Source organism: Shewanella mesophila, assembly GCF_019457515.1.
Classification (GTDB): Bacteria; Pseudomonadota; Gammaproteobacteria; order Enterobacterales; family Shewanellaceae; genus Shewanella; species Shewanella mesophila.
Genome location: NZ_CP080421.1, coordinates 2,053,763 through 2,077,264, shown reverse-complemented (window position 1 = coordinate 2,077,264; position 23,502 = coordinate 2,053,763). Strand labels below are relative to the sequence as shown.

The window sequence follows — 23,502 nt, the reverse complement described above, 5'->3', positions numbered from 1 at the left end:
GTCTGCTTTTTTGTCTCTAAAATTCAGCGACTAATATCAGTATTGACTCAAAATAAAAAAAGGGACCCTGAGGTCCCTTTTAAAGCAATACATACTAATTACTTAGCTAATGCTTCTTTTGCTTTTTCAACTAAAGTTGCAAATACAACTTTGTCGAATACAGCGATGTCAGCCAAAATCTTACGATCGATTTCGATAGACGCTTTCTTAAGACCGTTAATGAAACGGCTATAAGACAGACCATTTTGACGAGAAGCCGCATTGATACGTGCAATCCATAGTTGACGGAATTGACGTTTCTTCTGGCGACGGTCACGGTAAGCATATTGACCAGCTTTAGTTACTGCTTGCTTAGCAACACGGTAAGTACGTGAGCGAGCTCCGTAATAACCTTTAGCTAGTTTAAGTACTTTCTTGTGACGAGCACGAGCGGTTACACCACGCTTAACTCTAGGCATTGTTCTTTACTCCTCTAATTAAGCGTATGGTAGTTGACGTGCGATTGCTGGCACATCAGACTTTGCAACTAAACATTTTGCACGTAAGTGACGTTTACGCTTAGTGCTCTTCTTTGTCAAAATATGACGTAAATGGGCTTGCTTGCGCTTAAAACCGTTAGCGGTTTTCTTAAAACGCTTTTGTACACCCTTGTCTGTTTTCATTTTAGGCATTGCTAAAACTCCGCATTGGGACATTAATAAAACGCAAGGCGAGCAGAGCCCCTAACAGGTCCCTGCTACTTTTCTGGTTGCCTTACTATTTCTTTTTCGGCGCAAGAACCATTACAGCTTGACGACCTTCCATTTTTGGAAAAGCCTCCACAACTGCAATCTCTGCCAAATCATCTTTAATACGATTCAAAAGATTCATACCAAGACTTTGGTGAGCCATCTCGCGACCACGGAAACGCAGCGTTACTTTCGCTTTGTCGCCGTCATCAAGAAAACGCTTCAGGTTGCGTAGTTTTACCTGATAGTCGTTTTCATCAGTACCGGGACGGAATTTAATTTCCTTCACCTGTACGATTTTCTGCTTCTTCTTTTGTTCTTTTTGAGATTTTGCTTTATCAAAAAGAAACTTTCCGTAGTCCATGATGCGACATACAGGAGGCTCGGCATTTGGGCTGATCTCTACGAGATCAACACCAGCCTCGTCAGCGATTTCTTGCGCTTCGCTGAGGCTAACAATACCAATTACTTCACCATCTAACCCACTCAAACGTACTTCTGATACACCTACAATGAGTTCGTTAATTCTGTTTGCCGCTGCTTTGCGCGCATCTGTTTTTTTGATCTTTATGACCTATTCCTCCAACATATTTAGACTACGGAGCGAAATCTGTTCTTTAACTTTAGCGGCGAAATCTTCGATTCGCATTTTGCCAAGGTCAACACCATCTCTGGTTCGCACCGCTACTTCCCTATTTTCCATTTCTTGATCACCAACGACCAACAAATAGGGAACACGCCTTAGGGTGTGTTCGCGTATTTTAAAGCCTATCTTCTCATTCCTCAAGTCTTTAGAGGCACGAATTCCAAGATCTTTAAACAAATTGACCACTTCGTCAACATATTCTGACTGTTTGTCGGTAATATTCATCACTACCGCTTGCACAGGTGCCAACCATGTCGGGAATTTACCTGCATACTCTTCAATCAAAATACCAAGGAATCGTTCAAGCGACCCCAAAATTGCACGGTGGATCATTACCGGTGTTTGACGGCTATTATCTTCAGCGACATATGTTGCGCCAAGACGACCAGGTAATGCGTAGTCCAATTGAACAGTTCCACATTGCCATGCTCTGTCTAAACAATCATGAAGCGTAAATTCAATTTTAGGTCCGTAGAACGCCCCTTCGCCTGGTAAGATCTCATATTCGATCTCATTTGACTTTAATGCATCCATCAATGCTTGTTCAGCACGATCCCACATCTCATCATCGCCAATACGTTTCTCTGGACGAGTTGAGAGCTTAACCACGATATCTTTGAAGCCGAAAGTTTCATAAGTATCGTAAACCATCTTGATGCAGCCACTAACTTCCTGTTGGACCTGCTCTTCTGTACAGAAAACGTGCGCATCATCTTGGGTAAAGCCGCGGACTCGCATCAAACCGTGCAGTGAACCTGAAGGCTCGTTACGATGACAACAACCAAATTCCGCCATGCGCAATGGAAGATCGCGATAAGATTTAAGACCCTGATTAAAAATTTGTACATGACCAGGACAGTTCATCGGCTTAACAGCATATTCGCGGTTTTCCGAATGCGTCGTGAACATGGCTTCTGAATACTTATCCCAGTGACCACTACGCTCCCACAACACACGATCCATCATCAATGGACCTTTAACCTCTTGATAAGTGTATTGACCAAGCTTTTGACGAATAAACTTCTCAAGTTCTAAGAAAAGGCTCCAGCCATCGTTATGCCAAAACACCATTCCAGGCGCTTCCTCTTGCATATGGTATAGATCAAGTTGCTTACCAATTTTACGATGGTCACGTTTAGCGGCTTCTTCTAGGCGTGTTAAATGTGTTTTCAGTGCTTTCTTATCAGCCCAAGCAGTACCATAGACACGTTGCAGCATCTTATTGTCTGAATTACCACGCCAATATGCACCTGCGACACTCATTAACTTAAAATGATGACAAAACTTCATGTTAGGTACATGAGGTCCACGGCACATATCGATATATTCTTCATGGTGATAAAGTGCTGGAGAATCATCTTTACTGATGTTTTCGTCCAGAATCGCCATTTTGTACACTTCGCCACGAGACTCGAATGTATCACGGGCTTCTTGCCAGCTAACGACCTTTTTAACTACTGCATAATCGGTTTTAGCCAATGCCAGCATGCGCTTTTCAAGTTCAGCGATATCTTCTTCGGTCAATTTATGGTCGAGGTCGATATCATAATAGAAGCCATTATCGATCACCGGGCCAATCGCCATTTTCGTTTCTGGCCACATCTGCTTAATCGCATGACCTAATAAATGGGCACATGAGTGACGCAATATCTCAACGCCCTCGTCATCCTTGGCTGTGATAATTGATAGCTCTGCATCGGTTTCAATAAGATCGCAAGCATCTTTTAGCTCGCCGTTAACTCGACCCGCGATACAAGCTTTAGCAAGACCAGGACCAATATCAGCAGCGACATCGAGAGTTGAAACAGACTCAGCAAACTCACGTTTACTGCCATCAGGAAGTGTAATTACAGGCATGAATATTCCTTATCCAGTGGTGACCCCCACGTAGGGCCACTTGGTTATCTAGTAAAAAGAAAAATAAGCATATGAAGAGCAAAACATTACTGAAGTTTTGGTATTCCTCAATGCAGGCTGCCATTCTAGGTGCCTAGGCACCAAATCGCAAGGGATAAGGGCTCAACACGACAGAATTACACACTTATTAATAATCCACTTTGTCATCATTTTTCAATTTAGGTGTCATCGATAAGTCATCAATTCATTTTAAGCTGGCGGCACTCAAGTCAAGGAGGTAAAAACATGTTAAATCTCATACTGCTTACGGCGACCCTATCCTTTGAATCTTCATTAATTGACGTAACAAGGGAATTTCAGCAAGTGGAAACTCCCGCACCTTCAACATTGCAGGCAGCCTTAATACCTCAGACATTTGATCAACAGGGTTTAGAGTCTGAAATTGAACAGCAGTTGATTCAAGAGATACTTAAGCTGCATCAAAATCTAAATGATGAAATTGGTGACAATAATATGTGGGTCAATAAATAGTCTCCCCCCGCTTACAGAGCAATATTTATTACCGAGAAACAGCTGACATAAAAAATTAATTGACGCTAGTGCTAGCTAACGGCTATGCATCTAAACAGGTCACTATATCGACATAGACTATACTCTATATCAAAGGCAGCATTAGAGATGGCAACGATTGCTTATCGCTCAAAGTTGGCCGCGGTATCAAATAAATAAACATTTTATTAAGATGATATCTTGGTCAAGGAAAGCAAATAGAGCTCAAGTTGCTCCCTTTGAACCTTATAGCCCGATTGATGATATGACTCGTGCCATCAGCTAGTTTATATGTAGGTGCTATCCCATAAACAAATAGCAGCAAAATAATGAGGTCACGAGTAGAACACCATACCAAGGAGCCGACGGATGAACATTATTGACAAGGTGATCCACTGCCCTCACTGCGGGCATCATCAGCACATTAATATCGACGTTTCTTGTGGCGATCAAGATTATTACGATGACTGTAGAATATGTTGCAACCCTATCCATATGCGCACCCATATCGACCCACAGCATCAAAAGATCGAGCTCTATATTGATGCTGACGATGAACAGGTTTACTAACAGCGATCACGCAAAACGTTTCGCCAACACTCGCTCAACGGTATCGACTATTGCTTGGGTTTGACTGTCAATTTCAATATTTAATGTGTCTCCGATTTTACATTCACTCAAGTTTGTCAGCGACAGGGTTTCCGGAATCAAATGCAGCTTAAAGCCGATATCACTTACTTCACCTACGGTTAGGCTACAGCCATTAACCCCAACAAAGCCTTTGTATAAGATGTAGCTCATCCACTTAGGTTCGACCGTTAAACTTAGGTCGAAATGGGAGTCGGTATCACTAACACTGGCGACTGTAGCTTGGGCATGAATATGGCCGGAAAGAATATGACCGCCAATTTCACTACCAAACGTCAACGAGCGTTCAATATTTATTGACGATCCGACCTTTATCTGACCGAGATTAGTCACGCTTAAGGTCTCTTCCATTACGTCGAAAAACACCCTATCATCGGCAATCTTAGTTACGGTTAAGCAAACTCCATTATTTGCGACACTCGCTCCAGTAACTAATCCGTCTTTTAGATGTGGCGGTAAGGCAATTTCAATCGTGTTAAGGCCAACATTTTTAGTAATTGCCACAACATTACATGTGGCTTGAACAATACCTGTAAACATATTTTACTCGCTGTATTAAGGCTTTCTTCATGAATCAATTCGGCTTTCAAGCCAAAAAGCTCGTCCAACTAGCATTGCCCGTACTCATTGCCCAAGTAACTCAAACCATGATGGGCTTTATCGATACCGTGATGGCTGGCAGAGTCAGTGCCGTCGATATGGCTGCCGTCGCCATAGGTGGAAGCTTATGGCTACCCGCTTTGCTATTTGTGCAAGGATTGCTAATGGCCTTCACACCCGTTTTCGCCCATCATCATGGCGCAGATGATCAAAAGGCGATACAACCTATCGCATTTCAAGCTGGTTATATTGCCATAATTGGCAGTGTAATAGTGATCTCCTTTCTGTTTTTTGCGCCCGAGATCTTCAAAATGATGGCGCTTGAGCCTAATTTAGCCGCACTGAGTGTTGAGTATCTGTATGGCTTCGCTTGGGGCGTTCCCGCTTTTGTGCTTTATCAAGTATTACGTGGATGCAGCGAAGGGATCTCTTACACCCTGCCAACCATGATCATTGGTTTTGTGGGGCTGGCGGTTAATATTCCCGCCAACTATATCTTTATTTATGGCCATTTGGGCGTTCCAGCTATGGGTGGCGCTGGTTGTGGTATAGCTACTGCATTGGTATTCTGGGCTATGCTGATTGCCATGACTATCTATATGCAGTTGCATTCTCGCTTTAAACAACTCGCGCCTTTCAGCGCATTTCACCGTCCCCATTGGTCGACCATCTGGACAATGACCAAGCACGGAATGCCTATTGCCATGGCACTGTTCTTCGAGGTCAGTCTGTTTGCTATTATTGCGTTGCTGCTTGCTCCGATGGGGGCAAACGTAGTTGCAGGCCATCAAATAGCCCTTAACTTTTCATCGATCGTATTTATGCTCCCCCTCTCTATCGGTATCGCAGTATCGATACGAGTTGGTTACTACTTAGGTCAGGAAAAAGAGCTTATCGCCAAACTTGTCACTAAAGTCGGGTTAACCATAGCGTTTTCCCTAGCGATGATGACCGCAATAATCACAGTAGCCTTCAGAACTCAGATAGCGCTGCTTTATAACAATAACCCTGAAGTGGTCACCCTTGCGGGAAGTTTAATGTTCTTAGCTGCGTTATATCAATTGTCTGATTCAGTGCAAGTTGTCGCAGCAGGTGCCTTAAGGGGATATAAAGACACTCGCAGTGCGTTTTATATTACGCTAGTGTCCTATTGGGCTATTGGCATGGTGCTGGGCTACTTACTGGCACAAACGAACCTTATTGTACCTGCGATGGGCGCTCATGGTTTTTGGATTGGGCTAATTGCAGGCCTAACGTCGGCTGCGATGTTATTTGCATTACGTCTTAAATACATCCAGACCCATAGTTCTGCCATTCGCCAATTCGAGTAGTAACTCAGGTAATCTCAAGATGGTGGCAGTTAATCCACCATCTTGGAGGATAAAACAACAAGTTGCACAGCAAATCACCGCTTAAATAAAAAGTTAACTTTTTTACTTGCAACAACAGTAAGATCCCCCTTAATATAGCGCTCGTTCGATGGCAACAGCCAAACAACAAGTTGTACAACCGTAGCTCAGTTGGTTAGAGCACTACCTTGACATGGTAGGGGTCGGTGGTTCGAATCCACTCGGTTGTACCAATTCTTAATAGTAGAATTAAAACAGCTAAGTTCAAATACGGACGCGGGATGGAGCAGTATGGTAGCTCGTCGGGCTCATAACCCGAAGGTCGTCGGTTCAAATCCGGCTCCCGCAACCAATTTTGAATAACCAGATATACAACCGTAGCTCAGTTGGTTAGAGCACTACCTTGACATGGTAGGGGTCGGTGGTTCGAATCCACTCGGTTGTACCACTTCTTTTATAGTCGAAGTAAAACAGCTATAGAGACTTAAATACGGACGCGGGATGGAGCAGTATGGTAGCTCGTCGGGCTCATAACCCGAAGGTCGTCGGTTCAAATCCGGCTCCCGCAACCAATTTCTAGTTTAGGATGTATGTTTTAAGTCGTAAGCCAGCGAAAGCTGGTTTTTTTGTACCTGAGATTTATACCATACCCCTCCGAGATATTCTACGCTACACATCAATCAGTAATACTAATCAGAGTAAACTCTCGCAAAATTTACAGGGCTAACCACAAGGTTGTGCATGATAAATTACTGAACGCTCAACTGCGAGAGCCCCTTAGCAGCTAAGCGCCGCTCCACTTCTACAACCGATTGCACCGCAATAAAATCATTTCAGTCGTCCTGATGCTGCGTAAACTATTTCGCAGATACACGAATGGTCACCACATCGGCTAACCCACCAGTATCTCGTAAAGAGAGCTCTTTAATGGTTACACTTGGCTTGTGCTGAACACGATTTTTCAATGCGGTAAAGCGATTAAGATAATCATATGATTGGAGCGCTCCATACTTATATGAAAACTGGGTGATGCTCATGCCATTACAATTGATTAGATTTGTCGACAATCTGACATTATGGCTATAATTTCCGATTTTACTGCGGAGTAAGGCGCGTTCATCATTACCCGCAGCGACGCAAATTTGTGTCTCTACGCTTTTATCGACTGCCACAAATTGGTAGGTTACTGCAGCCAAACTTGGCGACAACATCAGTAACGTCCCAGCTGTAAATGCTAATAATGTTTTCATCTCTATTCCTTAGGACCCTATAACCTATTACGGCTAAATTGGTCTAATCCTATATTCCAGTCTCTATGATCATAGGCAATGTCGACTAAATAACTGTAAGCAAAGTATGAGTAGATGTACCAGTCATCCATTAGAGTATCTTTATGTGTCTGTGAGTAACCAGATGTGTCTATGCAATGCCAATATTGAGAATATACACGGTCAATTTAATGCATCTCTCTCAATGCATTTGGCCCAATATATAAGTGTCATCCTACTAAAATCCTAGAGAAAAATTTATAAACTGCGTTACACTGCAATCAAAGCAATCGCCTTCGGAGCTAAGCATGAGTCAACGCACGTTACACTCTTTATTTCAACCCAAATCGGTCGCTATTATTGGAGCCTCGAACGGTAAGAATCGCGCGGGGAATGTGGTGATGCGAAACCTATTGTCGGGCGGATTTTCGGGTCCGATAATGCCGGTGACTCCGAAATATGAAGCCGTGCTCGGTGTGTTGGCCTACCCTAATATCGAAGCGTTACCATTAAAGCCCGATCTCGCCATCATATGTACTGCAGCATCCAAAGTGCCGGCAATTGTCGAACGTCTGGCACAATTTGGTTGTAAAGTGGCGATCATCAATGCCTCTGGAATGTCGATGCAAGCTGATAATGAAAGCAACAATCTGCTTGAGCTCACTCGCCAATATGCCAAAAGATATGGAATGCGGATTTTAGGTCCGAATAGTCTCGGCATGATGCTGCCAAATCTCGGCCTCAATGCCAGTCTGGCACATATAACGGCGCTGCCAGGTAAGATTGCATTTGTATCACAATCTGCCGCTATCTGTACCACCGTATTAGACTGGGCAAATAACAAAGGAATTGGGTTTTCATCATTTATTTCCCTAGGCGATGCGACCGATATCGATTTTGACGAACTACTTGATTTCTTGGGGCGTGATTCAAGAACTAATGCCATATTGCTATACGTTGATTCCATCAATGAAAAACGTCATTTCTTATCGGCGGCAAGAGCCGCTTCGCGTAATAAACCTATATTGGTAATTAAATCAGGCAGAAGCCTTGAGGGCACCACCGCGGCAAAATTGCACACAGGTGGCATAGGCGGAAATGACGCTGTCTATGAGGCCGCATTTAGACGTGCCGGTATGCTGAGAGTTAACGATCTAGTTGAACTTTTTGCCGCGGTTGAAACCTTAGCACACTCAACCCCGCTCCTCGGTGAGCGCCTAGCGATACTGACTAATGGAGGTGGCCCTGCGGTATTGGCACTGGATCAACTGATGTTACGTGGTGGTAAAGCCGCCATACTGGATGAAGACACCTTACAGGCACTGGATAAGGTTTTACCCAGTACATGGTCTGGACAAAATCCCATTGATCTTGGTGGTGATTCAGATGCAAAACGTTATCAGCAATGTCTTAAGATTTTAATGGACGCCGATGTTGCCGATGCTATTTTAGTACTTCACTCCCCTTCCGCCCTTGGGGACAGCGTCGAAATAGCAAAGAGTATAACTAACGTTATTGCAAATCATCCGCGTCGCAATCGCGTTAATATATTAACCAATTGGAGCGGCGAAGATTCCGCTTATCTATCCCGTAAACATTTTAATCAGGCTGGAGTGCCTACCTATAGAACGCCAGAAGGTGCCGTAGGGGCCTTTATGCACATGGTTGAATATCGTCGAAATCAAAAATTGTTGCAGGAAGTGCCGCAATCAATCCCCGACAACATCCCTACCGATGCACAGCTTGCTCGCTTTCTGCTTTGTGAAGCTCTTGGCAAGAATAAAAAAGTATTAGAAACCCATGAATCCAGTGCAATATTAGAAGCATATGGACTCAACACCATAGAAACCCATTTTGCAACAACGGCGCCGCAGGCTGCGGATATTGCAGAGCGTATCGGTTATCCCGTTGCGTTAAAAGTGCAATCCCCTGATATTCATCATAAGTCCGATGTTCACGGTGTAATGCTAAACCTCACAACTCGTGCCGATGTGCTGCAAGCCGCCGAAGCCATTGTCCGTCGGGTACATAGCCTAAATGAGCATGCCACCATAGAAGGACTTATCGTGCAAAAAATGGCGTTAACGGCTGGCGCTCAAGAGATCCGTGTAGCCGTGATTAACGATCCTGTGTTTGGCCCCGCTATCTTGCTTGGAGAAGGTGGCTCAGAATGGCAACCAGCGACCGACGCGTCGGTCGCTCTGCCGCCGCTCAACATGACTCTGGCGCGATATATGGTGATTCAAGCGCTCAAAACCCATAAGTTAAAAGATAGACATCTACCCCTGGGGCTAAACATGAACGCGCTTTGCGTCATGTTAACTCAGATCTCTCACCTTATTATCGACTGCCCGGAAATCGCTGCGCTAGATCTGAATCCCGTACTTTGCGCTGGAGAACAGATCACCCTGCTAGATGTCAATATTCAACTGCAAAAATCGGCTGCCGATAATCCTAACCGATTGGCTATCTGCCCTTATCCTAAAGAGCTGGAGCAACACGCCACATTAAAAAATGGTCTTGAAATCATGTTGCGGCCAATTTTACCTGAAGATGAACCTAAGCATTTAGCGTTTGATAATTCTCTCTCTGATGAAGATAGGTATAAGCGATACTTTGGTGTCAGATCCAAAATGACTCACGAAGAGATGGCCGTATTAACTCAGATTGACTACGCCAGAGAGATGGCGTTTATCGCAACGACTAAGGGGCAAGACGGCGATGATATTACCCTTGGCGCGATTAGAGCGTCAATCGATCCCGACAACACCGAAGCAGAGTTCGCCATGGCAGTAAGAAGTGATCATCAAGGTATAGGCTTAGGTAAATTACTACTCGAGAAGCTAATTACCTACTACAAAGCCAACGATACCGAAGTGTTAACGGGGTTTACCATGTTTGAAAATCGTAATATGGCAAGCTTAGCCAAGAGTTTAGGATTCACGGTAACCTTTGATATGGAAGAACATCTTATCAAAATGGATATGCAGTTAAAGCCAGCTCAAAGCTAACCTCTGACATTAGGCATGTGCCCTAGCCTTTAATACAGTTTCGACCAGAAGACTTGGCGCGATAGAGCGCCTCGTCTGCACGAACAAAATAGCTTTCTTTGTCATCATCACTGCAAAGGGTTGCGACACCAATTGAAACGGTTATCGCCCCGAGAGAAAGCTTTTTATCTTTACCTACAGTTAACTTTCGCTCCGCGATTCTGCAACGCAGCTGCTCCGCCACTACCAGGGCACCAGAATGATCCGTATCGGGCAACAAAACAACAAACTCTTCACCGCCATAACGGGCAACAAAATCCTCTCCTCTAACTCCCTGCCGCAATGCGATAGCAATATAAGCAAGGACTTTATCGCCAACCAGATGACCATGAAGATCGTTAAAGGTTTTAAAATTATCGATATCAATCAATAGCAAGCTACTATTAGTCTGCTTCTGCCTAAAAGATTGAATATGACTGAGGATCTCTTCGTCGAAGGCTCGACGATTATGCAGAGAAGTTAACTGATCTGTCATCGCAACTAGACTGAGATTTTCCATCTCAGACTTAAGCGAGCTAACTTCTTGACTCATTACATTAAGGCTTTGCTCCATCTCTTTGTTGCTTTTGACTACATCAACCACTTCTACGGCCAAGGAATCAATCAAGCGATCTAACGTCTGTCTATCGGGCGATTTGGACAGGTCCTGATGAAACACATCTAGGCTCAGGCTAAACTTTGCAGTTCCCTTTGTTACGGCGGTCAACTTAGACATCAAACTATTGATCAGTATTTGGGTTTCAACCTGCACGCTCTCGATGATCTCAGGTGACTTTTCCTGAATAAAGTTACTGTGTAAACCCGCATTAACCTCTGGCGTAAAACTCACCTTGTTAGATAGCAAACCGTCAATGGCTCGTTTCAAGTCAAGGTTTACCCCACGAAAATACTCATACCATACGGCGTAATTATCAGGCGTCACGGGGATATTGAGTTCAGACATGCGTGGTACAGCATGACGCAAAATTCGAGCCGAGAGCTCGGTTTCACTTAAGCGTTGGGCTAAATTCATAGATAGTCGCCGTTATTTTTATCATGGATATTCATTAGCGCAAATATGCCGTTAACCCTACAACTTAAATATCGTTAACGGCATAATCTACAATAAACAAAAATCCACCTTAATACAGCTTTTTTGTTACTTATTTGTTGATTGCATGCAAGTTACTGAACTCTGCAACTGGAAAATAGGTCCATCTCAGGACGATAAATGTTGGCCTTAACATTCATTAACCCCAAAAGCGTCGAGAACAGGTTGTCATGAGAGAATCCACCTTTATCGGCATGTGCCTTTAAACAAGTTGTATCTATCTTATTTTCTGACACAAACGCAGGAGATAACCACGTCAGCATAGGGACCGAAATTTGCTCTTTTGGCGCTATAGCATATGGCGCACCATGTAAATACATGCCACTTTCGCCAAGGGACTCACCATGGTCCGACAGGTACATCATAGCAGTATCGGCAATCGTCTCTTGTGCCTGAAGACGTTCGATAACTTGGGCAATAATATAATCAGAGTATAAGATCGTATTATCATAAGTATTGATTAACTCTTCATCGCTGCAGTTCTGAATATCACTGCGCTGACAATCTGGCACAAACTTTCTATGTTCATCAGGATAGCGTAGATAATAGGTCGGGCCGTGTGACCCAATAATATGTAGCACTAATAAGGTGTCTTCGGTGATAGGCGATTCGAGTACTTTATCCAATTGATTAAGTAATACTTGGTCATAACAGTAATGCCCATCACATAACTCTGGATCACTATTTAAATCAATATTGATATGTTCAACTCGATCACATACTCCTTTGCAACCGCTGTCATTATCTAACCAATTGACCTTAATACCAGCATGGTCAAGAACATCTATAGCGGTGTCTTGTGCCTGTGCTTGACGGGCATCGTAATCGTCACGATCCATACTAGAAAACATACAGGGAAGCGAAACCGCCGTAGCCGTGCCACAAGAATAAGTATCATTGAAAGCGACCAAATCAAACCCTTTCGTGTGGGCGTTTGTTGGCTTATCATAACCATAATATTCATAGTTCATCGACCGCGCCGTCTCCCCAACCACAAGTACAACTAGGTTCGGCTTATCGTTGGTATCTAGAGTTAGATTTTTAGCATCAAGCCCTTGTTGCTTATAGACCAAAGGTTCTTGGAAATAATTTATTTTTACGTATTTGATCATCGAACCTATAGCGTAAGTCGGGATGATATAACGTTTCATTTGATCGTTATTACGGCCAAAGGCGACAAAGTTTTGATAGAAAAAGAAACCTATTATTGCAATACCCACTGCCATAGCCATGATGAAAGCAAGCTTATGAAGGAGCTCTTTAAAAAAGGGTTTGTAGGCAATATTTACTTTATAAATCAAAAGTGCAGGCAGTAAACCTGTAGCAACAAAATTGAGTACCGAAGAGAAGTTAAGATAGGTTAATGCTTCCCCTTTATTGGTCTGCATCGTGTTCTCTATCATGCCATAGTCGAATACGACGCCGTACTGTAGTGCAGCAAAAAACACACTGGATGAAATTAAGGTAACCGTAATAAAAAACGGCTTTAGCAAAAATTTAACGCTAAACAGCGAAAAAATAATACTTAACGCAAAAATAAGAAACAGTGGAATTGTAGCAATAAAGAGGTAATTAACTTCAGCTTGTTTTTCTATCCCCTGCTTTACAATACCAAACAAAGGAATATTGAAAACAAACACATAGAACAAGGCTATAAATAACGTAAACTGGTTAGTCGTTAATGTTTTAACGCGTGAAAGCACAGAGTATTCTCTCCTGTTAGATACTAGATTACTGACAAGTAAAATCAACCTTACTTGCAACCCCTGACAACAAAGGGGGAATATTACCAATCATTGTTAGGCGCTACAAATACTCAATTAACGTTAAAGATTAATCTTTGTCCATAAACAAGGTTTTAAAAAGGTTAGAACTCTTGATTGATCCGCTCAAAGAATGTTAACAACTGTTGCCTTTCGTCATCACTAAACTTAGCAGTGATTTGATTGGTTAACCTGTGATGTAACTGATCATGCTCTTTATAAATGGCCAATCCCTTGTCGGTTAGATCGACCAAGATTGCACGCCGATCACTCGCGTGAGCTTTACGAGTCACCAAGTCCGCTTTTTCCATCCTATCGATCTGCACCGTCAAGGTACCAGTGGTGATACCAATCTTCTCTGCGAGCTCCTTCATTCTCATCGCCCCATTGGCCCCTAAGATCTCAACAGCATGAACTTGGGGTAATGAATATCCCGCATTTTTTACGACAGCGTGTTCCCAAGAGGAGAGTTTTTCATAAAACTCTACAATTTCATGACTTAACTTATCCAACGCTCAGTTCCTTCTATTTATCTGACGTTTTACTTTGGTAAACACCACACTCTTGCTGTCGACAAGTAAACACTTCAACAGTCAGGTGGTCGATACGCTCAAAAGCACTTAACTTGGCCTTAAAATAGTCAGTATCCTTTGGCTGGTGACTCACAATGGAGATCATCGCAGCATGGTGGTCAGCGCTGACAGGCCACACATGAATGTCAGTAACCTGATGATCGGTTTCCTCTTCAACTGCGGCCACCATCTTTGAAATGTATTCGTCATCGATACTGGCATCGAGCAATATAGGTCCAGTCTGTTTAACTAAGCTCCATGCCCAGCTCGTAATAATAATCGCACCAACAATACCCATTACCGGATCAAGCCAGTTTAACCCTAGATATTTACCGAACAATAGTGCGCCAATCGCCAATAGAGAGGTCAAGGCATCTGCCAAAACATGAAAATAGGCAGCCCTAAGGTTATGATCATGGGTTGGCTTTGTTTGGCTATCACTGTGGGGAGCATGATGGTCGTGATCATCGCCACTATGATGATGGGCATCATGATTGTGATGATGTTCATCATAGTCATGACTGTAGCTATGATGGTGTCCATGGTGATGCTCGTGACTATGATGGTCTTTTAACAAAAAAACCGACACTACGTTCACCGTCAAACCAATCACCGCGACTAGAATAGCTTCGTTAAATTGAATATGCTCAGGGTTGAGTAATCGGCTTATCGATTCTACCGCCATTAGTAACGCAACCAATCCAAGAGCGATTGCACTGGTAAAGCCACCAAGGACGCTGACTTTACCGGTACCGAACGCGTATTTAGGATCGTCTGCGTATTTCTTGGCGTAGCGATAGGCAAATAAGGTGATCATAAATGCCGCAGCATGGGTGCCCATATGCCATCCATCTGCCAGTAGCGCCATCGAACCATAGACAGTGCCGGCAACGATTTCAGCGATCATGGTGATCAGGGTTAAATACAAAACATAACGAGTATTACGCTCACCGCTGGTATTGATATTTGAAAAACGATGCTGGTGCTGCCAAGGCTCTATGTTGTGTTCTAAGCTGTGTGCTGAATTTGTCATCGAGTAAGCGTCCTGGAATAAAGTCAAATTATATAGTTTGATAATCAAAATATATTGGATCAAGATACTTTGATAGTCAAACTAAATGTTTATACTTACATTGACAAACGCTTTTACTCATACTGATAGGTATAAGAAAAGATCTCAAAACATAATCTTTATGCCGAAGCCTGATAATAAATAACCCTTTTATTAGTCACCTCCGTTTATACCGTAAAATAAGCTTATTACGCCTTAGGAGCATTCATGAAGCAAACACTGATCCAATCGATAAAATTGACGATCCTAGTCAGTGGTTTTGCGTTAACCACACAAGCGGTAGCGCAATCTACGACTTTACAACAGACTGATATCAGTATGGATTCATCAACGATGATCACCGTTTATGACAGTAACAACTATCAAGAGAACGAAAGCAGTAAAATGTTCCCCATACCAACAGAAGGTATGGTGCAACATGTTATCACCTTACCTAAATTAGCTGACGAGCAACACTATATGCTTCAGGTTAGCATTGGCCAAAAGCGATGGGTTGATTGTAACAAGCATGGGTTAACAGGGATCTTGCAACGGCTAACACTAAATGGTTGGGGATATGAATACTATCAAGTTGATGCAATAACTGAGGGCCCAAGTACTATGATGGCCTGTTTTGATAAAGCAAAAACCGAAGTTTTCCTAACTATCCCAGAATCATTAATGCTTAACTATGATAGTCGATTACCAAAAGTATTTTACTTGCCTCAAGGCGCACAGCTAAGGTACAAAGTGTGGAATACTGACGGCGAATATTACTATTCTCCTGAAAAATAGCCAAAAAAACCTCTGCTAAGCAGAGGTTTTAATTTAGATGAAACGTTAGTCTACTAAATACCTGCAATAGCGTCTTGGCATAGCTTAGTGATACGTTCCCAATCGCCCTGTTCCATGGCATCCGTTGGAGCAATCCAACTGCCACCGATACAGTCAACATTACTCAAGGCTAAATAATCTTTATAGCTACTTGGCGTAATACCACCCGTTGGACAGAATCGGATATTGGCAAGCGGGCCTGAAAATGCTTTTAACGCATTGACGCCACCAGACGCTTCTGCAGGGAAGAACTTGAAGTGAGTATAACCCAGTTCCATACCTGCCATGACCTCTGAGATACTCGCAACGCCAGGAATTAACGGTACATTACCTGCCATAGCGGCTCTAAGTAGATCCGTAGTCGCGCCTGGCGTAATAACAAATTGGGCACCTGCATCAACCGCTTGTTGAAGCTGAGCTTCATTTAAGACGGTTCCCGCACCGACAAGGGCTTCTGGTACTTCTTTTGCGATTTTGGCAATAGCTTCTAACGCACAAGGCGTACGTAAAGTCACCTCTAATACACTGATCCCACCTGCGACCAGAGCCCGCGCTAATGGCACGGCGTCTTCTATCTTGTTAATCACCATTACCGGAACGATTGGGCTACGTTTATAAATATCTTGCGGTTGAATTGACCAGTTATTCTCAGCCATTGCTTTACTCTTCCTAATGATTAATAGTTTTCGTCGATAGTCGTAGTGCAACGGGCACCCGTTTCTGGACTACTTAAGTTAGAACGAAGTGCCGAAAATAGCTCCCGTCCCATACCATAACTGGTACGGCGAAGATCGACTTTGCCAGCTTCACGAGCAGCCAAAACGCTCTCATCCACCAAAAGACTAACTTCCCCAGTATTCGCGTTAACCCGTATCAAATCGCCATTTTGTACTTTAGCAATTAGACCACCATCTAACGCCTCTGGAGTCAAATGGATAGCAGCGGGCACCTTACCTGACGCACCTGACATACGTCCATCAGTCAACAAGGCAACTTTAAAGCCCTTATCTTGCTGCGTCCCTAAGATCGGGGTCAACTTATGAAGCTCAGGCATGCCTATCGCTTTAGGACCTTGGCCTTTGACGACGACAACACAATCTTTATCAAGCTCACCGGCTTTAAAAATCGCTTCGAGTTTGTTTTGATCATCGATAACAATCGCAGGAGCTTCCACTAAACGATGTTTCTCAGCTACAGCCGATACCTTAATCACTGCACGGCCCAAATTACCCTTAAGTAATTTTAAACCACCATTGTTTTGGAATGGCTCAGAGACAGCAGTTAACACCTCTTTATCGAGCGATACTGTAGGCCCATCAACCCAAACTAATTCATTATCGATCAGTTTAGGCTCTTGGGTGTAACGACGAAGACCATAGCCAGCGACAGTGTTGACATCTTCATGTAACAGACCCGCGTCGAGTAACTCTTTAACCAATAACGCCATGCCGCCTGCAGCATGAAAGTGATTGATATCCGCATGACCATTAGGATAAACACGAGCAAGTAACGGCACCGCATCAGAGAGCTCAGAAAAATCGTCCCAGTTAACGATAATGCCCGCTGCGCGAGCGGCCGCTACAATGTGCATCGTCAGGTTAGTTGAGCCACCCGTCGCCAGTAATGCCACAATGCCATTAACAACAGACTTTTCGTTAACCACTTCGCCAATTGGCGTATATTGAGTGCCCATTTCGGTTAGGCGACACACTTGCTTAGCCGCCATCTTGTTCAGCGCTTCTCGCAAAGGCTCATCTGGATTCACAAATGAGGAACCAGGCAATTGCAGCCCCATCACTTCCAGCATTAACTGATTACTATTTGCGGTACCGTAAAAGGTACAAGTTCCAGCGCTGTGATAAGATTTTGACTCAGCTTCTAGCAGCGCAGCTCTATCGACTTGACCTTGCGCAAATTTCTGACGAATACGTGCTTTTTCCTTATTAGGGATCCCTGACTTCATCGGACCTGCTGGCACAAATAGCATTGGCAAGTGACCAAAACTTAGGGCGCCAATAAGTAAACCTGGAACTATTTTGTCGCAGATGCCTAACAGCAAAGCACCATCGAACATGTTGTGAGATAACCCAACAGCGGTCGACATAGCAATGACTTCACGGCTCAGCAGACTAAGCTCCATTCCTGGTTGCCCCTGCGTCACACCATCACACATAGCAGGAACACCGCCAGCGACTTGAGCAACACTGCCGACTTCTTGGCAAGCATCTTTTAGTAACTGCGGATAACTTTCATAAGGCTGATGTGCTGACAACATATCGTTAAATGCGGTAACAATACCTATGTTGGCTTTAGTGAGCGCCTTAATCGTGCTCTTGTCCGCAGGGCTACAAGCGGCGAACCCGTGGGCTAAATTCCCGCAACTTAAGCTACTACGATGAACGCCATTGGCTTTAGCTTCATCAAGGGCTTTAAGGTACTGAGCGCGAGAATGTTTGCTCCGCTCAATGATTCTGTCGGTAACCGACTGTACTACTGCGTGCATAATTGCTCCTTAAGCGCTCCAATAAACATCAACAGGCGTGCGATGTTGACCCAATACAGCCCGTATTGGCATCGTTTTGGCGTCTTCATTTTCAAGCGCTTGACGGTAAACTGTCAGTTTTTGTTCACCGACAATATGTAAGTATATTTGGCGACTGGCTAAAATGCCCTGTTTAGAGATAGTCATTCGGCCATGTGGCGCCGCTCCTGGGTTTACCGCGAGACACAGTGCATCGGTTGATAATGCTTGATCTATCTCTTGTGAACAGGGAAACCAAGAACATGTATGACCATCATTGCCCATACCAAGAACAACCACATCAAAAGGCTTTGGAAAGTTAGCGAGTTGCTCAATAGCCATCTCAACGCCCTCTTCAGCCGTCGAAAACATATTCTTTAAGCCGCGAAACTTTGCTGCACTCGCGCGGTTTTGCAACAGATGCTGTCTGACTAAACATTCATTTGAATCATCAGACTCAGTATCGACCCAACGCTCATCGGCTAAAGTGACATAAACATCGTTCCATTCGATAGCTTTGTGACTAAGTAGCTCAAATAATGCAAGCGGCGTCGAGCCACCAGAAACGACTAGACTCGCCTTACCACGGGCATCAATCGCCGATTGCAATTGATTAGCAATGCGGTCGGCTAACTGTGACTCTAGTGCAGCTTTGCTATCAAATGATTTGAACACTGATTCTTTAATCATAATCTAACTCCTTTACTCATCCCACGAGCGGCCATCTTTTGCTATCAAAGCAACTGATGCTACAGGGCCCCAACTGCCAGCAGGATAAGGTTTTGGCTTTTCATTACTTTCTTCCCACGCTTGAATGATGCCATCAACCCACTTCCAGGCTTGCTCCACTTCGTCACGACGTACAAACAGCGCCTGATTACCCAGCATAGCTTCGAGCAACAAACGTTCATAGGCATCGGCAATACGATCATTTTTAAACGTATCAGAGAAACTCAAATCCAATTTAGTGGTTTGTAGACGCTGTTTCTGCTCAAGACCAGGGACTTTGTTCATCATCTGGATCTCGACGCCTTCGTGAGGCTGCAAGCGTATAGTCAATTTGTTTGCAGGCAGATTTCTATAGCTAGAGCGATACAGATTGTGAGGCGGATTTTTGAAGTAGACGACAATCTCAGAGCTCTTCGTCGGCATGCGCTTACCGCTTCGCAGGTAAAAAGGTACTCCAGCCCAACGCCAGTTATCGATATCGACACGTAGCGCTACAAATGTTTCGGCATGAGATTGGGTATTAGCACCCTCCTCTTCTAAATAACCAGGAACAGGTGTGCCTTTTAAGAAACCAGCGGAATATTGTCCGCGAACGGTATTTTCGTAAATGTTATCGGCGTCAATCTTTCTCAGTGACTTAAGGACTTTAACCTTTTCATCACGAATGCTATCAGCATCCAGGTTAACTGGCGGATCCATAGCAACCAATGTCAAAACCTGTAACAGATGATTCTGAATCATGTCACGCATCTGGCCAGCTTTATCAAAGTAACCCCAGCGCCCCTCGATACCCACTTCTTCGGCTACGGTAATTTGCACATGATCTATGGTGCGGTTATCCCACTTAGATGCAAACAGTGAGTTAGCAAAACGTAACGCGATGAGATTCTGTACCGTCTCTTTACCAAGATAATGATCAATACGATAAACTTGATTCTCATTAAAATAGGCACTGACCTGATCGTTGATCACTTTTGACGATTCGAGATCGGAACCAATTGGCTTTTCGAGAACAACACGGGTATCAGGATAAATCAGATTTTGTTCGTGGAGGCAACGACAGATATCACCAAAAATAGCAGGAGGAGTAGCGAAGTAATTAACCATGACGCGCTTTTCAGGTTCTAACACCTCATGAAACGCTTTGTAACCTTCTGGGTCGGTAAAATTCGTACCAATATAGATACAACGTTTTAAGAAACGTTCAAGCGTATCGGTACAAAGCGGTTCTTTAACAAAGCTATTTAGCGCCTTGATAACCATCGCTTGATATTCATCTTGAGTAAACGCATCTTTAGCAACACCGAGCACTTTGGTCTCTTCATTAAGCAGACCCGCCTTATCTAATTGATATAAAGAAGGCAGTAACTTACGTCGTGCTAAATCGCCTTTAGTTCCAAACAATACAAAATCACAAGCTTTGGCTTCTGGTGATGTCATGCCCATAGCTTAAAAATCTCCTATGTCACTGTGCCCCATCGAGTCAATGAGAAATACACACGTTTGTTGTAATATAACAACAGAATTTGATTATTGCATCATAATTTTGTGAAAATTGCGCTATTAGTAAACTAGCAACAAGGCCTCAAAATCTGATATGCTTTTCGTGATTAAATTACTATATGTAGTAGAAAGTTTGCTTTGAAGTTAGATCATAATTCGTTATATAGACCAAACTTTAGCACTTTTTGTTTGTTTCTTTAACGACATAAAAGAATAAATATAATTACATTACTATCGAGTGGATGTACGCATATGAATACCCTAGAAAAGGTTCAAAAAAGCCTAACGCAATTCAGTAAATCGGAGCGCAAAGTCGCTGAGGTCATTTTAGCATCGCCTCAGACAGCAATTCACTCTAGCATCGCAACCCTAGCAAAGATGGCAGATGTCAGTGAACCCACGGTTAACCGTTTTTGTCGTCGCTTAGATACGAAGGGATTCCCTGACTTCAAACTGCATCTGGCCCAAAGCTTAGCAAACGGTACACCTTATGTGAGCCGTCATGTTGAAGAGGATGACAGTCCTGATTCCTATACGACGAAAATCTTTGAATCATCAATGGCAGCGCTAGATACAGCAAGGCAGAGTATAGATACAGCGGCAATCAACAAGGCTGTAGATGTACTGACCCAAGCCAACAAGATCTCTTTCTTCGGCTTAGGGGCTTCAGCGTCTGTGGCACACGACGCGCAAAATAAGTTTTTCCGTTTTAACGTTCCCGTGATCTGTTTTGACGATGTGCTTATGCAACGTATGAGTTGTATTAACAGTACAGAGGGTGATGTTGTCGTCCTTATTTCACATACCGGCCGTACAAAATCACTTATCGATATTGCGCGTCTAGCCCGTGAAAATGGTGCCGCGGTAATTGCAATAACCTCTCGCAACTCACCACTGTCGAACGAGTGCACATTACCAGTAACCATGGAAGTACCAGAAGATACCGATATGTATCTTCCTATGGCATCTCGTCTTGCTCAACTGGTTATCGTTGACGTGTTAGCGACAGGCTTTACCCTACGCAGAGGACCGCGTTTTAGAGAAAGTCTCAAACGTGTAAAAGAAGCTTTAAAAGAGTCGCGCATAGAGAAAGAATCGATACTATAATTCGGTTTTGTAAGGATAAAAGGCGGCTTGGGTATATCCTTCCGCCTTTTTTTTACCTTTTAGTCGTAGTACTTCACAAAAATAATAACTTGAGATAGATCATTTTGTTTGTAATTTTCCTACAAAAGTCATTTTTGTCTGTTAATATAGAGTAAGATTTTTTTAAACTTAACGGAGTATCTCATGTTCCGCAGAACCAAAATTGTAACAACACTCGGTCCAGCTACCGATCGTGACGACAACCTACGTCGTATCATCAAAGCTGGTGCAAACGTTGTTCGCCTCAACTTTTCTCACGGCTCACCTGAAGACCACCAAAAACGCGCAACAGATGTTAGAAACATCGCCAAAGAACTTGGTGTACATGTTGCTATTTTAGGTGACTTACAGGGTCCAAAGATCCGCGTATCTACCTTTAAGGACAATAAGAAAGTCCAACTTGATCTAGGGAAAGCATTCGTTTTAGATGCCGATCTAGAGAAAGGTCAAGGTGATGAGAATCAAGTTGGTATCGATTACAAAGAGTTACCAAAAGACGTCACCATTGGCGATATCTTGATGCTCGATGACGGTCGTGTTCAACTTCAAGTTGAAAAAGTTGAAGGTAACAAGGTTCACACTACTGTCACCGTTGCGGGTCCTCTTTCAAATAACAAAGGGATCAACAAAAAAGGCGGCGGTCTTTCTGCAGCAGCGCTGACAGAAAAAGATAAGCTCGATATCATCACTGCAGCGGCAATTAAAGTGGATTACCTCGCGGTATCATTCCCTCGCTCTGGTGCTGATCTGAATTATGCTCGTGAGCTAGCTCAAAAAGCCGGTAGCAATGCATTGATTGTATCTAAAGTAGAACGTGCTGAAGCCGTTGCTACTGACGAAGCGATGGACGATGTGATCTTAGCATCTGATGCCGTCATGGTTGCTCGTGGTGATTTGGGTGTTGAGATTGGTGATGCGGCATTAGTTGCCGTTCAGAAGAAACTCATCCGCCGCTCACGTCAGCTCAATAAGCCAGTGATCACTGCGACCCAGATGATGGAATCGATGATCACTAGCCCAATGCCAACTCGTGCAGAAGTGATGGACGTAGCCAACGCTGTACTTGATGGTACCGATGCGGTAATGTTATCAGCAGAAACTGCTGCAGGCGATTTCCCTGAAGAAACTGTTTTAGCAATGGCAAACGTATGTTTAGGTGCCGAAGCTCACCCAAGCGTGCAAGTGTCCAAGCATCGATTAGATGAGCGTTTTACTTCTGTTGAAGAAACGATCGCGCTTTCTACTATGTACGCTGCTAACCATTTAGAAGGCGTTAAAGCGATCGTCGCGCTAACTGAATCTGGAGCGACACCTCAGTTAATGTCTCGCATCAGTTCAGCGTTACCCATTTTGGCCTTATCTCGTCATGATACGACACTGGCTAAGATGGCGCTTTATCGCGGTGTTCAACCTTTCTACTTCGATTCGACTGCACACCCTGCAGATGAACTTGCTAAGAAAGCATTGGAAGCATTGCAAGCCGCCGGCTATTTAAATAGCGGTGACATGGTGCTAATGACTAAAGGCGATGCGATGGAGACCATTGGTGGTACTAACACCAGCAAGGTACTTATCGTAGCTTAAATCTCCTTAGAGAC

At 43.7% G+C, this 23,502-nt stretch carries 21 protein-coding genes and 4 tRNA genes; 11 read left to right on the top strand and 14 right to left on the bottom strand.

The window, feature by feature from the left end:
- Positions 1 to 98: 98 nt before the first annotated feature.
- From rplT to thrS, 4 genes are all read right to left on the bottom strand, one after another.
- Positions 99 to 458 (bottom strand): 50S ribosomal protein L20, encoded by a 360-nt coding sequence (gene rplT, locus K0I73_RS09080; protein ID WP_011865827.1) that lies wholly within the window; start codon positions 456 to 458, stop codon positions 99 to 101.
- Positions 459 to 476: 18 nt separating this feature from the next.
- Positions 477 to 671, bottom strand: coding sequence for a 50S ribosomal protein L35 (gene rpmI / locus K0I73_RS09075; RefSeq protein WP_011865828.1), 195 nt, complete (start codon positions 669 to 671; stop codon positions 477 to 479).
- A gap of 85 nt (positions 672 to 756) precedes the next feature.
- Positions 757 to 1,299, bottom strand: a complete 543-nt coding sequence (infC, locus tag K0I73_RS09070; RefSeq protein ID WP_258405346.1) for a translation initiation factor IF-3 — start codon at positions 1,297 to 1,299, stop codon at positions 757 to 759.
- Positions 1,300 to 1,302: 3 nt separating this feature from the next.
- Complete coding sequence (thrS, locus tag K0I73_RS09065; RefSeq protein WP_220064128.1) at positions 1,303 to 3,231, bottom strand: threonine--tRNA ligase; 1,929 nt, start codon at positions 3,229 to 3,231, stop codon at positions 1,303 to 1,305.
- Between the two features lie 285 nt (positions 3,232 to 3,516).
- On the opposite strand from thrS, the gene K0I73_RS09060 reads away from it, so the two are divergent.
- Positions 3,517 to 3,762 carry a hypothetical protein gene (locus tag K0I73_RS09060; protein WP_220064127.1) on the top strand — a complete coding sequence of 82 codons (246 nt, stop codon included), beginning with the start codon at positions 3,517 to 3,519 and terminating at the stop codon, positions 3,760 to 3,762.
- Positions 3,763 to 4,149: 387 nt separating this feature from the next.
- Entirely contained in the window at positions 4,150 to 4,350 is a 201-nt protein-coding gene (locus K0I73_RS09055) for a CPXCG motif-containing cysteine-rich protein (protein ID WP_220064126.1), read from the top strand.
- Positions 4,351 to 4,356: 6 nt separating this feature from the next.
- On the opposite strand, the gene K0I73_RS09050 is transcribed toward K0I73_RS09055, so the two are convergent.
- Positions 4,357 to 4,968, bottom strand: coding sequence for a riboflavin synthase subunit alpha (locus tag K0I73_RS09050; protein ID WP_220064125.1), 612 nt, complete (start codon positions 4,966 to 4,968; stop codon positions 4,357 to 4,359).
- Between the two features lie 29 nt (positions 4,969 to 4,997).
- Here K0I73_RS09050 and K0I73_RS09045 point away from each other — a divergent pair, with 29 nt between their 5' ends.
- The 5 genes from K0I73_RS09045 to K0I73_RS09025 all read left to right on the top strand — a co-directional run bounded on the left by K0I73_RS09045 (position 4,998) and on the right by K0I73_RS09025 (position 6,949).
- On the top strand, positions 4,998 to 6,359 hold the full coding sequence (locus K0I73_RS09045; protein ID WP_220064124.1) for an MATE family efflux transporter: 1,362 nt from the start codon (positions 4,998 to 5,000) through the stop codon (positions 6,357 to 6,359).
- Positions 6,360 to 6,533: 174 nt separating this feature from the next.
- A tRNA-Val gene (locus tag K0I73_RS09040) sits at positions 6,534 to 6,610 on the top strand.
- A 42-nt stretch (positions 6,611 to 6,652) separates the two neighbouring features.
- Positions 6,653 to 6,729: transfer RNA gene (locus K0I73_RS09035), tRNA-Met, on the top strand.
- Positions 6,730 to 6,748: 19 nt separating this feature from the next.
- Positions 6,749 to 6,825 (top strand) — tRNA-Val (locus K0I73_RS09030).
- Positions 6,826 to 6,872: 47 nt separating this feature from the next.
- Positions 6,873 to 6,949 (top strand) — tRNA-Met (locus K0I73_RS09025).
- Positions 6,950 to 7,234: 285 nt separating this feature from the next.
- Here the strand turns inward: K0I73_RS09025 and K0I73_RS09020 are convergent.
- Positions 7,235 to 7,627 (bottom strand): DUF3718 domain-containing protein, encoded by a 393-nt coding sequence (locus K0I73_RS09020; protein ID WP_220064123.1) that lies wholly within the window; start codon positions 7,625 to 7,627, stop codon positions 7,235 to 7,237.
- A 326-nt stretch (positions 7,628 to 7,953) separates the two neighbouring features.
- Between K0I73_RS09020 and K0I73_RS09015 the strand changes: the two genes are divergently transcribed.
- A complete protein-coding gene (locus tag K0I73_RS09015; protein WP_220064122.1) occupies positions 7,954 to 10,656 on the top strand; it encodes a bifunctional acetate--CoA ligase family protein/GNAT family N-acetyltransferase in 2,703 nt (900 codons plus the stop codon).
- A 22-nt stretch (positions 10,657 to 10,678) separates the two neighbouring features.
- Here K0I73_RS09015 and K0I73_RS09010 read toward each other — a convergent pair whose 3' ends face one another.
- From K0I73_RS09010 to dmeF, 4 genes are all read right to left on the bottom strand, one after another.
- Positions 10,679 to 11,707 (bottom strand): GGDEF domain-containing protein, encoded by a 1,029-nt coding sequence (locus K0I73_RS09010; RefSeq protein WP_220064121.1) that lies wholly within the window; start codon positions 11,705 to 11,707, stop codon positions 10,679 to 10,681.
- Between the two features lie 152 nt (positions 11,708 to 11,859).
- Complete coding sequence (locus K0I73_RS09005; protein WP_220064120.1) at positions 11,860 to 13,488, bottom strand: phosphoethanolamine transferase; 1,629 nt, start codon at positions 13,486 to 13,488, stop codon at positions 11,860 to 11,862.
- A 164-nt stretch (positions 13,489 to 13,652) separates the two neighbouring features.
- Positions 13,653 to 14,060, bottom strand: a complete 408-nt coding sequence (locus K0I73_RS09000; protein ID WP_220064119.1) for a MarR family winged helix-turn-helix transcriptional regulator — start codon at positions 14,058 to 14,060, stop codon at positions 13,653 to 13,655.
- Between the two features lie 13 nt (positions 14,061 to 14,073).
- A complete protein-coding gene (gene dmeF / locus K0I73_RS08995) occupies positions 14,074 to 15,153 on the bottom strand; it encodes a CDF family Co(II)/Ni(II) efflux transporter DmeF (RefSeq protein WP_220064118.1) in 1,080 nt (359 codons plus the stop codon).
- A 246-nt stretch (positions 15,154 to 15,399) separates the two neighbouring features.
- On the opposite strand from dmeF, the gene eco reads away from it, so the two are divergent.
- Positions 15,400 to 15,966 (top strand): serine protease inhibitor ecotin, encoded by a 567-nt coding sequence (eco, locus tag K0I73_RS08990; protein WP_220064117.1) that lies wholly within the window; start codon positions 15,400 to 15,402, stop codon positions 15,964 to 15,966.
- 53 nt (positions 15,967 to 16,019) lie between these two features.
- Here the strand turns inward: eco and K0I73_RS08985 are convergent, their stop codons facing one another.
- From K0I73_RS08985 to zwf, 4 genes are read right to left on the bottom strand one after another with little or no spacing between them, the layout of a single operon-like run.
- Positions 16,020 to 16,661 (bottom strand): bifunctional 4-hydroxy-2-oxoglutarate aldolase/2-dehydro-3-deoxy-phosphogluconate aldolase, encoded by a 642-nt coding sequence (locus K0I73_RS08985; protein WP_220064116.1) that lies wholly within the window; start codon positions 16,659 to 16,661, stop codon positions 16,020 to 16,022.
- A 20-nt stretch (positions 16,662 to 16,681) separates the two neighbouring features.
- Positions 16,682 to 18,508, bottom strand: a complete 1,827-nt coding sequence (edd, locus tag K0I73_RS08980; protein WP_220064115.1) for a phosphogluconate dehydratase — start codon at positions 18,506 to 18,508, stop codon at positions 16,682 to 16,684.
- A gap of 9 nt (positions 18,509 to 18,517) precedes the next feature.
- On the bottom strand, positions 18,518 to 19,216 hold the full coding sequence (pgl, locus tag K0I73_RS08975) for a 6-phosphogluconolactonase (RefSeq protein ID WP_220064114.1): 699 nt from the start codon (positions 19,214 to 19,216) through the stop codon (positions 18,518 to 18,520).
- A gap of 12 nt (positions 19,217 to 19,228) precedes the next feature.
- Positions 19,229 to 20,701 carry a glucose-6-phosphate dehydrogenase gene (gene zwf / locus K0I73_RS08970; RefSeq protein WP_220064113.1) on the bottom strand — a complete coding sequence of 491 codons (1,473 nt, stop codon included), beginning with the start codon at positions 20,699 to 20,701 and terminating at the stop codon, positions 19,229 to 19,231.
- Between the two features lie 309 nt (positions 20,702 to 21,010).
- On the opposite strand from zwf, the gene K0I73_RS08965 reads away from it, so the two are divergent.
- Both K0I73_RS08965 and pyk read left to right on the top strand, forming a co-directional pair.
- Positions 21,011 to 21,865: a MurR/RpiR family transcriptional regulator gene (locus K0I73_RS08965; RefSeq protein ID WP_220064112.1), complete on the top strand. Its 855-nt coding sequence runs from the start codon at positions 21,011 to 21,013 to the stop codon at positions 21,863 to 21,865.
- Between the two features lie 183 nt (positions 21,866 to 22,048).
- On the top strand, positions 22,049 to 23,488 hold the full coding sequence (gene pyk, locus K0I73_RS08960; RefSeq protein WP_220064111.1) for a pyruvate kinase: 1,440 nt from the start codon (positions 22,049 to 22,051) through the stop codon (positions 23,486 to 23,488).
- Positions 23,489 to 23,502: the final 14 nt, after the last annotated feature.